The 15,110-nt window shown below is 32.1% G+C and carries 13 protein-coding genes; 10 read left to right on the top strand and 3 right to left on the bottom strand.

Translation table 11 applies throughout. From position 1 onward, the window contains the following. Positions 1-45 precede the first annotated feature (45 nt). From purE to purN, 7 genes are all read left to right on the top strand, one after another. A complete protein-coding gene (gene purE, locus KMP11_RS07390) occupies positions 46-531 on the top strand; it encodes a 5-(carboxyamino)imidazole ribonucleotide mutase (RefSeq protein ID WP_215756649.1) in 486 nt (161 codons plus the stop codon). After that, positions 518-1,651 (top strand): 5-(carboxyamino)imidazole ribonucleotide synthase, encoded by a 1,134-nt coding sequence (purK, locus tag KMP11_RS07385; protein WP_215756650.1) that lies wholly within the window; start codon positions 518-520, stop codon positions 1,649-1,651. The genes purE and purK overlap by 14 nt, the downstream gene beginning before the upstream one ends. A gap of 45 nt (positions 1,652-1,696) precedes the next feature. Then, positions 1,697-5,431, top strand: a complete 3,735-nt coding sequence (locus tag KMP11_RS07380) for a phosphoribosylformylglycinamidine synthase (protein WP_215756651.1) — start codon at positions 1,697-1,699, stop codon at positions 5,429-5,431. 147 nt (positions 5,432-5,578) lie between these two features. Further along, on the top strand, positions 5,579-6,319 hold the full coding sequence (gene purC / locus KMP11_RS07375; RefSeq protein WP_305798417.1) for a phosphoribosylaminoimidazolesuccinocarboxamide synthase: 741 nt from the start codon (positions 5,579-5,581) through the stop codon (positions 6,317-6,319). 10 nt (positions 6,320-6,329) lie between these two features. Then, positions 6,330-7,799, top strand: coding sequence for an amidophosphoribosyltransferase (purF, locus tag KMP11_RS07370; RefSeq protein WP_215756653.1), 1,470 nt, complete (start codon positions 6,330-6,332; stop codon positions 7,797-7,799). 119 nt (positions 7,800-7,918) lie between these two features. After that, positions 7,919-8,947, top strand: coding sequence for a phosphoribosylformylglycinamidine cyclo-ligase (gene purM / locus KMP11_RS07365; RefSeq protein ID WP_215756654.1), 1,029 nt, complete (start codon positions 7,919-7,921; stop codon positions 8,945-8,947). Next, positions 8,937-9,509: a phosphoribosylglycinamide formyltransferase gene (purN, locus tag KMP11_RS07360; RefSeq protein ID WP_215756655.1), complete on the top strand. Its 573-nt coding sequence runs from the start codon at positions 8,937-8,939 to the stop codon at positions 9,507-9,509. Before purM ends, purN begins: the two co-directional genes overlap by 11 nt. A 26-nt stretch (positions 9,510-9,535) precedes the next feature. On the opposite strand, the gene KMP11_RS07875 is transcribed toward purN, so the two are convergent. Continuing rightward, the gene (locus KMP11_RS07875) at positions 9,536-9,661 is read right to left on the bottom strand and encodes a hypothetical protein (protein ID WP_256442625.1); all 126 of its coding nucleotides are present in this window, start codon (positions 9,659-9,661) and stop codon (positions 9,536-9,538) included. A 203-nt stretch (positions 9,662-9,864) separates the two neighbouring features. Between KMP11_RS07875 and KMP11_RS07355 the strand changes: the two genes are divergently transcribed. Then, positions 9,865-11,268 carry an ABC transporter permease subunit gene (locus KMP11_RS07355; RefSeq protein ID WP_215756656.1) on the top strand — a complete coding sequence of 468 codons (1,404 nt, stop codon included), beginning with the start codon at positions 9,865-9,867 and terminating at the stop codon, positions 11,266-11,268. Between the two features lie 8 nt (positions 11,269-11,276). Continuing rightward, positions 11,277-12,011 (top strand): amino acid ABC transporter ATP-binding protein, encoded by a 735-nt coding sequence (locus tag KMP11_RS07350; RefSeq protein ID WP_215756657.1) that lies wholly within the window; start codon positions 11,277-11,279, stop codon positions 12,009-12,011. Between the two features lie 474 nt (positions 12,012-12,485). Here KMP11_RS07350 and KMP11_RS07345 read toward each other — a convergent pair whose 3' ends face one another. Then, entirely contained in the window at positions 12,486-12,899 is a 414-nt protein-coding gene (locus KMP11_RS07345; protein WP_216280201.1) for a TlpA family protein disulfide reductase, read from the bottom strand. Between the two features lie 171 nt (positions 12,900-13,070). Further along, positions 13,071-13,559 (bottom strand): cytochrome c biogenesis CcdA family protein, encoded by a 489-nt coding sequence (locus KMP11_RS07780; protein WP_305798197.1) that lies wholly within the window; start codon positions 13,557-13,559, stop codon positions 13,071-13,073. Positions 13,560-14,112: 553 nt separating this feature from the next. Between KMP11_RS07780 and KMP11_RS07335 the strand changes: the two genes are divergently transcribed. Beyond that, positions 14,113-15,003, top strand: a complete 891-nt coding sequence (locus KMP11_RS07335; protein WP_215756658.1) for a LysM peptidoglycan-binding domain-containing protein — start codon at positions 14,113-14,115, stop codon at positions 15,001-15,003. The last annotated feature ends 107 nt before the right edge of the window (positions 15,004-15,110 follow it).

Here is a 15,110-nt window from a genome sequence, read left to right as displayed (position 1 = left end):
AATATTAATTTTAAATATTGAAATAAACAAAGGAGTTTACGAATAATGAAAAAAGTAGCGGTCATAATGGGTAGTTCTAGCGATTGGCAGACGATGAAACTTACCTGTGCTTTACTTGATGAATTTGGTGTAGACTATCACAAACAAGTGGTCAGTGCCCACAGAAGTCCAGACCTAATGTATGATTTTGCTAAAAATGCAAAAGATAGAGGCTTTAATATTATTATTGCGGCAGCAGGTGGGGCTGCTCATCTTCCGGGAATGGTAGCCAGCCTTACGACTTTACCAGTAATTGGAGTTCCTATAAAAAGTAGTAATCTAAGTGGTGTAGATTCTTTGTATTCGATAGTGCAAATGCCAGCTGGAGTACCAGTAGCTACTATGGCAATAGGAGATGCTGGAGCAAAAAATGCTGCCCTATATGTTGTTAGAATGCTTGCTTTAAGTGATGTTGAAATTCATAAAAAATTATTAAACTATATAGAAAAAGCAAAAATTCAGGTAGGAGTGATGAATAATGACCTTGTTTAAAACTATAAATCCGCCTGCTTGTATCGGAATAATTGGAGGTGGGCAACTAGGTAAGATGTTGTCAGTAGCTGCTAAAACTTTAGGTTATAAAACTATTGTTTTAGACCCGAGTGAAAATGCTTGTGCAAAAGGTGTGGCTGATGAATTTATTTTGGCAGACTATAATGACAAGCACGCTTTAAAACTTTTGGCAGAAAAAACAGACCTTATAACTTATGAATTTGAAAATATTCCGGCAACTTCTGTAAAATGGCTAGAAGAATGTGGAGGTTATGTCCCACAAGGCTACAATGCTCTAGCAATTTCTCAAGATAGGTTGCTAGAAAAAAATAAGTTAGTAGAAGCTGGTTTTGAAGTTGCCCCCTATAAAAAAGTAGATACAAAAGAAGAATTAATAGTTTCATGTAGAAGTCTAGGTTTTCCTTGCATTTTAAAAACTCGCTTTGGAGGTTATGACGGCAAGGGACAAGTAAATATTTTTAAGGAAGAAGATATAGAAGAAGCCTCAAAATTATTAAGTCTACCCTGTATTTTAGAAAAAAGACTTGATTTTGAAAAAGAAGTTTCGGCTGTATGTGTTAAGTCGGTGGCAGGAGATTTTGATATTTTTCCCATAGGAGAAAACAGTCATAAAAATAGTATCCTCCACATAAGTTTAGTACCTTGTCAAATAGAAAAATCTTTAGTAGATAAAATACAGGTTTCAGCCAAAAAGTTTTTTGAAAATTTTAATATTGTGGGAATACTGACCATAGAATTATTTTTGGTTGATGGGAAATTACTTGCCAATGAAATTGCACCAAGACCCCACAATTCTGGACACTGGACAATAGACGCTGCTAATATTAGCCAGTTTGAACAACACATCAGGGCAATATGTAATCTCCCCTTGTTGAAATCAGAATATTTACAAGCCAATGCTATGATTAATTTACTGGGTCAAGACTATGAAATTTTAATAAAAAATATTTCTGAAATAGGCAGTATATCGAAAATACATTTATACGAAAAAAAAGGTAATGCACATAACAGAAAGATAGGGCATTTAACTGTTTTGGATAAGGATATTGAAAATTTAAAGAAAAAAGTAAGAACAATAGAAAAGATATTAGATAAGTAAGTTAGTAGCTTAATAAATTATAAAATAAAATATAAGGAAGTTATTATGATAGATAAAAGAATTTTTGTTGAAAAGAAAAGTGGTTTCCAAGTAGAAGCGGAATCGCTACAAAAAGAATTAAATGAATTTTTAGGAATAAATATAAGAGAACTAAGAATAATAAATGTTTATGACATATTTAATGTAGATGAAGAGTTACTAAATCGTGCTGAAGAAAGTATTTTTGCTGAGAGAGTAACTGATAATATATATAGTGAGTTAGAAATTAAGGATTATAATCTTTACGCAGTAGAGTTATTGCCTGGGCAATTTGACCAGAGGGCTGACGCAGCTATACAGTGTTTTAATTTGCTTGAACCTGAAAATGAAGTTAGTGTTAAAAGTGGCAAGATATATTTATGGCAGGGGGCGTCTTTAGAAGCAGAGATTACAGCTATTAAGAAATATCTTTTAAATCCTATTGAATCAAGAGAAAAAAACTTGCAAGTCTTTGCCTTGGAAGAAAATTTATATCCAGAAAATGAAGTAGTCCTAGTTGATAATTTTACAAATCTTGCTGGAGATGAACTGAAAAATTTATCTACATCATTAGGTTTGGCTATGAGCTTAGAAGATTTACTACATATTCAAAAATATTTTAAAACTTTGAATAGGCAACCAACTTTAACAGAATTAAAAGTTTTGGATACTTATTGGTCGGACCACTGTCGACACACAACTTTTTTAACTGAAATAGAGAATGTGAGTATAGAAAAATCTTTTATTTCTAAAGCAATAGAAAAAACTTATGACTTATATAAGGATTTACGAAAAGAAGTTGGTCGTGAAAATAAACCAGAAAATCTTATGGATATGGCAACAATAGTAATGCGTCATCAAAGAGCAAAAGGAATGCTTGCAGATGTAGAATTTTCCGAAGAAAATAATGCTTGTTCTATCTTTGTTTATGTAGATGTGAACGGAGTTTATGAAAAGTGGCTGGTGCAGTTTAAAAATGAAACCCACAATCACCCAACAGAAATAGAGCCTTTTGGTGGAGCTGCAACCTGCTTAGGTGGAGCAATTCGTGACCCCTTATCAGGAAGGTCATATATTTATCAGGCTATGCGTATTACGGGTGCAGGAGATATTACAGAGCCTTTAGAAAATACTCTTGCTGGTAAATTACCACAACGTCTTATTTCAAAAACTGCTGCTCATGGTTATTCTTCTTATGGAAATCAGATAGGTCTAGCTACAACTTATGTAAAAGAGGTATTTCATAAAGATTATGTTGCCAAACGTTTAGAAGTTGGGGCAGTGGTAGGAGCAAGTCCATATTCTGCTATTCGTCGTGAAAGTCCAGCTCCAAAAGATATAGTGTTAATGATTGGAGGAAGAACAGGGCGAGATGGTATTGGTGGAGCAACTGGTTCATCAAAAAGACACAATAAAAAATCGGTAGAAGTTGCTGCATCTGAAGTACAAAAGGGAAATGCTCCAGAAGAACGTAAACTACAACGCCTATTTAGAAATAAAGAGGTAACAAAATTAATTAAAAAATCTAATGATTTTGGTGCTGGTGGTTTGTCGGTAGCTGTTGGAGAATTGGCTGACGGAGTTCATATATATTTGGACAAGGTTCCTTTAAAATACCAAGGCTTGACAGGTATGGAAATAGCCTTGTCAGAATCTCAAGAACGTATTGCTGTTGTTATTGAAGCTAAGGATGTAGAGAAATTTAAGGCTTATTGCTATGAAGAAAATATTGAAGTAACCCATGTCGCAGATGTAACAGAAGAAAAAAGACTTTATATGACATATGGAAATAAAGTTTTTGTCGATTTAGAACGTAGCTTTTTAGATACTAATGGAGCGACCGTAAAAACAAATGTTTTATTAAAAAAACCAAGTCTGCCAAATCCTTTTGTAAAAGAAAAAGTTATAAACTACAAGGAAGAATTACTGAATGTTATGCAAGACTTAAATGTTGCTAGTCAACAGGGGCTTGTAGAAATGTTTGATGCCAGCATTGGACGAACAACAGTTTTAATGCCATACGGAGGTAAATATCAACTAACTCAAGCTGAATGTTCTGTTCAAAAAGTATCTGTTCAAAAGGGAGATACAGATACTATAACCTTATTATCCCATGGTTTTAATCCCTACTTGGCAGAGTGGTCGCAATTTCACGGAGCAAGTTATGCAGTGGTAGAATCTCTTGCTCGTATAGTAGCAACAGGTGGTAATTGGCGTAAAATAAAATTTAGTTTTCAAGAATATTTTGAAAGACTGGGCAAGGTTGAAGAAAAATGGGGAGCACCTTTTTCAGCCTTACTCGGAGCTATTGAAGCACAAAATGAATTTGGCCTAGCTGCTATCGGTGGCAAGGACTCCATGTCTGGAACTTTTGAAAATATAACTGTTCCGCCAACTTTTATATCTTTTGCCTTGACAACAGGTAAGGTTCAAGGTGTCCTATCTCCAGAATTTAAAAATCTTAATTCTTATGTCTATGTATTGGAGCATAATCCCAAAGAAGATTTTACACCCAACTACAAGCAATTAAAAAATAATTTTGATATATTAGAAAGCTTGCGTGAAAGTGGCGACTTACTAGCTATTTCATCTGTCAAAGATAAGGGACTACTAGAAACTTTTGCAAGTATGTCCCTGGGTAATAAGATAGGTCTTGAAGTAGAAAATGAAGAGATATTAGCAAAATTAAATAGCCTATCTTACGGAACTTTTGTAGTTGAAAGTAGTAAAGCCTTAGAAAATAAAGAATTTATCTTTGTCGGAAAAACTAGGTCGGGATATATTCAAATAGCTGAGGAGAAAATAGATATTGACGAAATTATTTCAACTTGGCAAAAACCTTTGGAAAAAGTTTATCCAACTACATACAAGCATGAAAAAAATTATAAAGAATATGCTTTAAAAGACTTGCTTCAACCAAAAAAAGAAATAGTTACTTCTAGTAATATTTGTTTAGGTAAGGCAAAACCCAAAGTGGTAATACCTGTATTTTACGGAACAAACTGTGAGTACGACATAGAAAATTCATTTGTGCGTGCTGGTGCAGAAGTGGAAATATTACCACTAGGAACATTAAATCCAGAAATGTTTAGAGAGTCAATCTTAGGCTTAGAAAAAGCTATAAATTCAGCTCAAATACTTGCTTTGGCTGGTGGTTTTTCAGCTGGAGATGAGCCGGACGGTTCAGGTAAGTACATAGCCGTATTTTTACAAAATCAAAAAATCAGACAAGCCATAGAAAATTTACTATTGCGAGATGGGTTAATAATAGGTATCTGCAACGGATTCCAAGCCCTTGTCAAGTCTGGACTTTTACCTTACGGTCAGTTCGATAATGTTATAGAAACTAGCCCAACCCTATTTAGAAATGATGTAAATCATCACATTTCAAAAATTGTAGCAACAAAAGTTGTGGCCAACCATTCACCTTGGTTGTCTAATATGGAAATAGGAAGTATTCATAATATAGCCGTATCACATGGAGAGGGTTCTTTTAAAGTTGCAGATGATAGTTTGAAAATATTGATAGAAAATTCTCAAATAGCCCTGCAATATGTGGACTTTGACGGCAAGCCAACAATGCATCCTAATTTCAATCCAAACGGTTCAACTTTTGCCATAGAGGCTATTACAAGTAGAGATGGAAAAATTTTAGGGAAAATGGGGCATTCTGAAAGATATACAAAAGACCTTTATAAAAATATTAAGGGAGACAAGTTCCAAGATATTTTTGGTTCAGGAGTTAAATATTTTACAGACTAACTTACTAACAAACAAAGAGGTTCTGTTAGTTGGTATAAATATAGAAGTAAAAATATTAGCTAAGTGAAAAGAGAAAAAATATTTTATTGAAAATTAATTCTAGTTAGCTTCAATAAAAATATAAATTAAAAAATATTTTAAATAAAAATTAAAGAAGAGGAAATTATGGTTGTAAGAGGAATATTACTATATAAGGGTAAAGCGAAAGAAATTTATTCAACAGATGATAAAAATAAAATAATAATGAAATATAAGGATGATGCTACAGCATTTAATGGTTTGAAAAAAGATGTTATAAATGCTAAGGGAATTTATAATAATAAAATATCTACCTTGATATATAAATATTTAATATCAAACGGTATAGCTACTCACTGGCTAGAAACTTTAAACGAGCGTGAGCAACTGTGTGAAAAAGTAGATATATTTCCGCTGGAAGTAATAGTTCGTAACAGGGCAACAGGCAGTTTAACAAAAAGACTAGGTGTAAAAGAAGGGAAAATTTTTCAAGAAGCCATATTTGAAATGTCTTATAAAAATGACGAATTAGGCGACCCCCTAATTAATTCTGCCCATGCTCTAGCCTTAGAACTAGCATCAAAAGAAGAATTAAAAGTAATAAAAGAAAAGGCCTTGTTAATAAATAATTTACTGCAAGAATTGTTTGCTAAAATAGGATTTATTCTGGTAGATTTTAAAATAGAATTTGGAAAAAATGCTAGTGGAAAAATTCTTCTTGCTGATGAAATAAGTCCAGATTCTGTACGTCTTTGGGAAAAGGAAACACTAGAAAAGTTTGATAAGGATAGATTTCGTCAAGATTTAGGCAATGTGGAAGAAGCCTATGAAGAAGTTTTATCAAGATTAGAAAAATTACTTGATAAGTAAGGAGATTTATATGAAACAGTTAAATGAAGAATGTGGCGTTTTTGGTGTATATAATCATAATAATGCCAGTAACATCAGTTATTTCGGATTGCATAGTTTACAACACAGGGGGCAAGAAGGGGCTGGTATAGTAGTTAGTGATGGAGAAAAATTAAGGGGACACAGAGATTTAGGTTTACTGTCAGAAGTTTTTGCTGACAAAGAAAAATTACATTCCTTAGCTGGAAATATAGCTATTGGTCATGTTAGATATTCAACTTCAGGTAGCAACAGCATTCAAAATATTCAACCTTTTTTATTTCATTTTTTTGATATGAGTATAGGTATTTGCCACAACGGCAACTTAATAAATGCCAAAAGTTTGCGTAAGGACTTGGAAAAAGAAGGGGCAATTTTTCATTCATCTTCCGATACGGAAGTTCTTATCCACCTAATAAGAAGAAGTAAAAAGTCTACCTTTAAGGAGCAATTAAAAGAGAGTTTGCAGAAGGTAAAAGGAGGCTTTACCTATCTAATATTAGAAAAAGACACTCTGTATGGAGTGGTAGACCCTAACGAGTTAAGACCCCTAGTATTAGGTAAAACAAAATCAGGAGCCTATGTCCTAGCTAGTGAAACTTGTGCTATTGATACGGTGGGTGCAGACTTTATTTGTAATATAGGTGCTGGTGAATTGGTAATAATAAATAAAGACGGTTATAAAATAGAAAAATATACAGACAATACTACCGTTTCGATAGCTGCTATGGAATTTGTTTATTTTGCAAGACCTGATTCTGATATAGCTGGAATAAATGTTCATACAGCTCGTAAAAATACAGGTAAAATTTTGGCAAAAGAAGCTCCAAGTCCCAATGCAGACATAGTAATAGGTGTTCCCAATTCTTCCTTATCAGCAGCAAGTGGTTATGCTGAAGCAAGCGGCTTGCCTTATGAAATGGGTCTTATAAAAAATCAATATGTGGCTCGTACATTTATTCAGCCTACTCAAGAATTACGTGAACAGGGTGTTCGTATGAAACTTTCTGCCGTAAAAGGAGTTGTTGCAAATAAAAGTGTCGTTATAGTTGATGATTCCATAGTAAGAGGGACAACTTCTGCTAGGATAGTGAAATTACTTAGGGAGGCTGGAGCAAGAGAAGTTCATGTTCGTATCGCCTCACCCCGTTTGATATTCCCTAGTTTTTACGGAATAGATATATCAACGACACAAGAATTAATAGCAGCTAACAAAACACTAGAAGAAATTAGAGATTACATTCAAGCAGACTCTCTAGCCTTTCTAAGTGAAGATGGTTTGATAGAGGGGATAGGAATAAATTATGATGCAGCTTACAAGGGACTTTGTATGGAATGTTTCAATGGAGATTATTCAGCTGGGCTTTACGACTACGAAGAAGAATATTTGAATAATTTAACACCGATACAAAACGAATATTTGGCTAGTCATAAAAGATATTTTGATGACCTAGCAAAATAAATTGACTTTTATAGCAATAAAAATATTTTTATTGGCAGTAAGTTAAAGTTTTGTTGTGTTCATATTTTAAGAAGTTATTTAAAATGTTGACAAATACATTTTTATTAAGGAGAAAATAAATGGCAAGTGAACGATATGCAAATTCTGGAGTTAGTCTAACAGCTGGTTATAATTCTGTCGAAAGAATAAAAAAACATATAGAAAGAACAAAAAATAAGGGGGCAGTAGACTTTTTCGGCTCTTTTGGAGGAGTTTTTGATTTAACAAAATATGGCTATACTTCGCCAGTTTTAGTTTCTGGCACAGACGGAGTAGGAACAAAATTGATGTTAGCCTTTATGGCAGACAAGCATGACACGATTGGGCAAGATGCAGTTGCCATGTGCGTAAATGATATTATAGCCCAAGGAGCAGATCCCTTGTTCTTTTTAGACTATATTGCTTGTGGTAAAAATTTTCCAGAAAAAATAGAAGAGATAGTAAAGGGTGTAGCTGATGCTTGTGTTCTGTCAGAAGCGGCTTTAATAGGTGGAGAAACTGCAGAAATGCCTGACATGTATTCTATTGAAGATTATGATATTGCTGGTTTTGCAGTAGGAGCCTGTAATAAAGAAGATTTGATAGACACTGATAATGTAAAAGCTGGTCAAGCTATTATAGGCTTTGCATCTTCTGGTTTCCACTCTAACGGTTATTCTTTGGTGCGTAGTGTGCTTTTCAAAGAAAATAATTTTGATATTAATCAAACTTATGGCTTGAGTGAAAAATTAGGAAATTTATTACTAGAACCCACAAAAATTTACGTTAAATTAATAAAGGCAATCAAAGAGCAGGTTAAGTTGACAGGTATGGCACATATCACTGGTGGAGGATTTCATGAAAATATACCTAGATGTTTAGGTCAGTACGGAGCAAAAATTGATGTTACTCAAGTAAAAGTTCCAGAAATAATAGATTTTGTTATTGACAAAGGAAATATTGACAGGGCAGAAGCCTATAATATATTTAATATGGGTATTGGTTTTATAGTTATAGTTGCTGATAAAGATGTGGATAAGGTTTTATCTATTGCCAAAGAGCAAGGGGAAGTAGCTTATAAATTAGGTCATGTGGTAGAAAAACAAGGAGTAGAAATAAATGGTATCTAGGGTGGCAATTTTTTCTTCAGGGAATGGAAGTAATTTTGAAGCTATCGTCAAAGAATGGCAGGCTGGTAACATAAAAAATATGGCTATAGATTTATTGTTAAGTGATAAGGCAGATGCATATGTACTTAAAAGAGCCGAGAAATATAATATAGAAAAAGCCGTATTAACACAGAAAAATTTTTCTGACAAGGCATCCTACGAAAAGGAAATTTTAAAACTTTTAATAGAAAAAAATATTGATTTTATAGTTTTAGCTGGATATATGCGACTTATCGGAGAAACAATTTTAAATTCCTATGAAGGAAAAATAATAAATATTCATCCGTCAATACTTCCTGCCTTTAAGGGTAAAGACGCTATCCAAATGGCACTTGATTATGGTGTTAAGTACACAGGTGTTTCTATTCACTGGGTTGATAGGGGTATGGATACAGGAAAAATAATTGCACAAGAAGTAGTAGCTGTTGAAGATAATGATAACTATGAAAGTTTAGCAAAAAAAATCCATAAGATTGAACATAATTTATATCCAAAAGTTATTAATGAATTACTAAATAAATAAGCTAGAGAATATTAAAATTCTCTAGCCTATTTTATATTGAACCAACCGATATTTTTAATAATTTCTTTCACTAGTTTAGGAGGTAGTTTTAAATCTTCTAAATTTTTTAAATTTAATTTTTGTTCGATAGCTTCATTATTTTTTATTTTCAAGTTATTGGGTAGAATTATTTCTTTAAAAATTTTTGAATAACTACTTAACTCCTTTGTTTTACACTTTTAATTATACAAAAATACTTAAAATTCAATCTGACTGGCTAAATTTCTAGATAATTGCTATTGAGTAACTTATAAAATTGTAGTAGAATATTAGGAATATATTTAAAATTGTTAGAAAATTTAGCTGGAGGTAGCTCATGATTTATGTAAGAAAAATATGTATTTTTATTTTATCATTTATTTTAGTAGCAAATATTTTTTTTGTCAGTGCTTTTGCTAAAGAAAAAATTGTAGTTGGATTGGATCCGACTTTTGCACCCATTGGTTTTGTAGATGAAAAGGGGGAATTTGTTGGTTTTGATATTGACCTTGCAAAAGAATTTGCCAAAAGGACAGGCAAGGATATTGAATTTAAGGCAATAAATTGGGATACGAAAGAAATTGACCTTGATAGTGGTAATATTGACTTAGTTTGGAATGGGCTAACCCATACACCAGAAAGAGCTAAGGCTATGGAATTATCTGACAAGTATCTTGATGATAATTTAGTTTTAGTATCCTTGCAAGATAAAAAATATGAGAGTTTAGAAAGTTTAAGGGGTAAAAATATTGCTGTACAGGTAAATAGTAGTTCTGAAAAAGTGGCTACTGAAAAAAAAGACTTATTTAAAGAAATAAAATCTTATCCCGACTACAACCAAGCCATGTTAAACTTAAAAAATTCTTCTGTTGATGGAGTTTTGATTGACGAAATAGTAGCCAGATACATTTCAAAAAAAGAAAATATTAATATCTATGTGTCGAAAAATATTGTTGAAAGTGCAGATTTTTCTGTTGCAGCTAAAAAAGGAAATTTAGGCTTGATTGAAGAGATCAATAAATTTTTAAGGGAAGCTAAAGCAGACGGGACCATATCCTCTTTAGAAGAAAAGTGGTTAGGGGCAGACCCTAATACACAAGAAAAAGAAACTGCAACTTTTTTTACGATTTTAGACGGTATGTATAATACGGCTTATGTTTACTTTGTTACGGTATTTATTTCCTTTCCTTTAGCCATAGTTTTATCGAGTATCTACCTTAGAAAAAATCAACTCATCAATAAAATTATTTCTGTCTATACTTGGATTTTTAGGGGTAGCCCTTTGATGTTACAATTATTTTTCTTCTATTATGGCGTCTTTCCCATGTTGAAAATAAATGTGGGTGCAATTACTTGTGCGATTATTACTTTTTCCCTAAATTATCTAGCCTACATACTGGAAATTTTGCGTGGTGGTATCGAAAGTATAGACAATGGTCAGTATGAAGCTAGTTATATTTTAGGCTATACTACTTGGCAAAGGGCTGTTTATATTATTATACCCCAAGCTATCAGAATAACCCTGCCTAGTATTGCCAACGAGGCTATTGCCTTGGTTAAGGATACATCTTTAATAAATGTTCTTGCCATTACAGAAATACTACTGATTACAAAACAAATTGCCAACAGGACAGCCAGCATTACGCCCTACATCTATGCCTTTATTATCTACCTAGCCCTAAATGCAGTTATTGTTTTTGTATTTAATAGACTAGAGAAAAAATATGCAATAAAAAATTAGGAGGCCCCATGTTAAAGTTAGAAAATGTTAGTAAAGTTCTTAACGATAATAAAATTTTAAACAATATATCCCTTGAAATATCAGAAGGAGAAATAGTCGGCTTAATCGGAAAAAGTGGGAGTGGCAAGTCTAGTTTACTACGTTCAGTAGCTGGCTTGTCGGGTATAGATGGGGGTCTTATTACATACAAAAATGAAATCATAAGTAGCGAGCAGGCCTTTAAAGCAAAAAGCCCCTTGAGTAGTGAAATAGGTATGGTGTTTCAACACTTTAACCTATTCAATCACTGGAATGTCTTGGAAAATGTTTATAAAACTTTGGTATTAGTAAAAAAAATAAGCAAGGAAACAGCCCTACAAAAAGCAAAAAAAGCCTTGGAACAAGTCGGCTTGGCTAATTATTTTGACCGTAGCATAGGTCAATTATCCGGAGGACAAAAACAAAGGGTTGCTATAGCAAGAACTTTGGCAATGGAAAGCAAGCTAATTTTATTTGACGAAGCAACAAGTGCCTTAGACCCGGAAAGTAGTAAAGAAATAATGAAACTAATGATAGATTTAAAAGAAAAATACCTAGTTACCATGATAATAGTTTCCCATGAATTATCATTTATCCGAGATATTTGCGACAGGGTTTATTTTATGGAAAATGGAATTATAGTAGAAGAAAATAGGGCAGACATTATTTTCAGTAAGCCAAAAAACAAGAGAACACAAGAATTTTTAAAAGACTATATAATTTAAAGTAAAATTTTATTTTCTGTATTAATAAGTTTAGGTTTAAATAAGTAGTTATCTTAAAAAATTCACTTAGATATAAGCCAGTAGCAAAATAATTTTTTAGATTTTACTTAGAAAAATTATAAATAAAGGCTAGTTACAAGATAGTAGCTAGTTTTTTGCTATCAAAGACCCTAATATTTAACTTAAATATTGAGATGAATTTAGTAGAAATTAATTTAATAGCAAGAAGTAAAATTTAGAAATTTAGAAAAAATTTTATGGCATTTATTTTTGAATATACTATTTTAAATTTATATTTTGATAGCAACTATATAATGTAAGATTTTATCCTAGCTTTTTAAATTTTATGTTAGGGATATTAGCGTAAATTTAAAATTCACTTAGGCTATAAGCTAGTAGCAAAATAATTTTTTAGATTTTACTTAGAAAAAATATAAAATAAAGGCTAGTTACAAGATAGTAGCTAGTTTTTATTTATGTTAATTCATTAATATTTTTTTCTAATATTTCTTTATTGATAGAACCGGGGAATTGATAATTAATAGTTCCGTCAGAATTTATAAAAATATGAGTTGGAAATGAACGGATAGCGTAGTTTATAATAAATCTGCCGTTGTAGTCGAATAAAACTGGGTAGCTAATACCCAAACTTTTTACCCTGTCTAAAATAACATCTTTTTTATTGTCTTGTGCATTGACATTTTTAAATTCTGCATCGCTTGGCGAAGTCATTGACAATAACACCACATCATCTTTATTTTTTAATTTTTGATAGACTTCCTCTAGTTCTGGAATTTCTTTGATACACGATCCGCACCAAGACGCCCACATATTAATATAAACTTTTTTGCCCTTAAAATCACTAAGTTTTACCTCGTTGCCGTCAATATCTCTTGCTGTAAAATTAAAGACTTCTTTTTTGCCTGTCGTTTGACTTTTAGTAGTTTCAGTTTTTTGGCTAGGCTCTTGTGTCGCTGTATTTTTTCTTCCTTAGAGCAAGCCGTAGTTATTAAGGATAAAGTCAATAGAATTGGTATAATTTTTTCATTTTAAAGCTCCTTAAATAAAATATCTAATTACTATATTTTGGAAATAACCAGTTAAAATAGAAATACCTATAAGAATTAAGATTATTCCAGAAATAGTAACTGCGTATTTTAAAATATTTGTTTTCTTTTTTAATATATTCAGTATTTTTGTTGTAAAGATTGTCACAATTAAAAATGGTGGAATAAAACCCAGTGAATGTACTAAAATCATTATCATGCCCATTAGTCCTGTGTGGCTACTCGCATACAAAAAGACGCTGGCAAGTATTGATCCAATGCAGCTTGTCCAAGAAAAGCTAAATGTAAAACCCATAATAATAGCAACTAGGGGATTTATTTTTTGAAATTTTCTTTTCTTTAGAGAAAATTCTTGCTTAAAGAAATTAAAATTGATAAGTCCTATTTGGATTAAGCCCATACTGATAATTAGAATACAACTAATAATTTGAATAATTTTAATTTGTATGTTTAAAAAAGCTACTGATAAAGCAAGTAGCAAAATCTATAATAAAAAATGTTATAGCTATAACCATAATAAAGAAAAGTGAATTAATTATAGCTTTCTTTCTATTGAAAGTAATATTACCCCGAGCATCTAATTCTCCTCCCTTACTGAAAGCATACTTATATATGGGGATAATAGGTATAATGCATAGCGAAAAATGAAAGTAAATATCAATAAAAAGAGCTAGTAATTTTATATTTTGCAAATTCTCTAATCTCCTTTGCTTAAATATATAATAACAATCCCCTATAAAAATAACACTATAAAAGATGATTAAAATAAAGAAATAAATTTTATATATTTTTTGTAATATATTTAAAGAATACTTGCTATATCAAGCTTTCTTAAATTTGTTTTTGCAATACTATTTCAGAGGAATATCACTTTTATTACAAAGGTGTTACAGCTATTGCATTAATAAAAAAAGTATATTAGAATTTATATTGTAGTTAAGGATATAAATTATTTTTAACTTTTGTATTTTAAAAAATAAGATAAGGGATATTAATTTATAAAAAAGAAATTAATGATTAAAGGAGAAAATTTAATGGGAAGATTACAAAAATTTGTAGCAGGAACGGCACTTATATCAACTATAACACTAGGACTTTCTACAATAGCTGATGCTGATACTTACACAGTAAAATCAGGAGATACTCTTTGGGATATAGCACGTAACAATGGGACAACAGTTGAACAACTTATGAGAGATAACAATTTAACAAGTAGTTTAATCCACCCAGGGGATCAACTTACATATAATACTGTATCTGCTCAAGTAGCACAAGCAGAAGAAAATGGATTTTATACTGTTCTTCCAGGAGATTCATTATACAAAATCTCTCTTAAATTCGGAGTTTCAGTAGACGTTTTAGCAAAAAATAATAAAATTGCAAATCCAAACTTTGTTTTAGTGGGTCGTTCACTTAATGTAAGTAAAGAATTGTTAGTAACAGAAGAAGTTGCTCAAGCTAGTTCTGAAGAAGCTGTAGCAGTTGAACCAGTAATTGCACCAACTCCAGTGGTAGCACCGGCAGAAGAAGTTGTAGCCCCCCCAGCACCTGTGGTAGAAACTCCAGCACCTGTGGTTAGCCCAGTAGCAAATGTAAGTGGGAAGGGAGCAGCTATCTTAGCAGCGGCTAGAGCCCAAGTTGGTGTCTACCAAGACTGTACAATGTTGGTTACTAACTCATTAAGAAGTGTAGGAATTAATTTCCACGATTGGCCAGCTGGCTACTTAAGTTTAGGAAGTGTAGTTTCAGCAGAAGAAGCTCAACCAGGAGACTTAATTTACTATGCTGACGGTGGATACGGAGTGCCTCACATTGCTGTATATGCGGGTAACGGTCGTGCTATTCACGGTGGTTATAACTGGAATCAAACAGTTGAAAGCAGTGCTTATGGTGGCAGTGGAAGAGTATTTGTTCGCGTAGCTTAATAATAAACAAAAATCTTGTAACTTAGTTACAAGATTTTTTATTTTACCTAACAATAAAAAATAAAAGCAACTAAATTTCCCTAAATACAATAACAAAATAAATTATA

This window comes from Gemella sp. zg-570, assembly GCF_018866345.1.
GTDB lineage: Bacteria > Bacillota > Bacilli > Staphylococcales > Gemellaceae > Gemelliphila.
The sequence above is the reverse complement of the archived record's forward strand: the minus strand, read 5'-3'. Positions and strand labels throughout refer to the sequence as shown.